Origin of the sequence: Paraburkholderia sp. SIMBA_030 (genome assembly GCF_046535245.1) — a bacterium.
Lineage (GTDB): Bacteria > Pseudomonadota > Gammaproteobacteria > Burkholderiales > Burkholderiaceae > Paraburkholderia.
In genome coordinates this window covers 1-254 of sequence record NZ_JAWRXB010001082.1, presented here as the reverse complement: position 1 = coordinate 254, position 254 = coordinate 1, and the positions used below count along the sequence as shown (strand labels likewise).

Annotated in this window: 1 protein-coding gene; it reads right to left on the bottom strand. The window is 70.5% G+C overall.

What is annotated here, in order from left to right; translation table 11 throughout:
• The coding region (locus SB772_RS43360) for a hypothetical protein (RefSeq protein WP_410838943.1) at positions 1 to 254 on the bottom strand (254 nt) is incomplete at both ends.

Sequence of the window (254 nt, the reverse complement as noted above, 5' to 3'; positions counted from 1 at the left end):
CGTCAGGCTGCACCGCGGTTCGCAGCGATGCCCGCTGGAGCCGAAGCTCGGCACGGGCCTCGTGCGAATGCAGCTTACTGGCTTGCGCCCGATGCCGGAGCAGCAGCCGAAGCGCCTGCGTCCGAAGCAGCAGCGCCAGCGTCCGAAGCAGCAGCCGTAGCCGAAGCAGCAGCGTCGCTCGCAGCAGCAGCAGCGCCCGAAGCAGCAGCAGCAGCGTCCGAAGCGGCAGCAGCCGGTGCCGAAGCAGCCGTTGC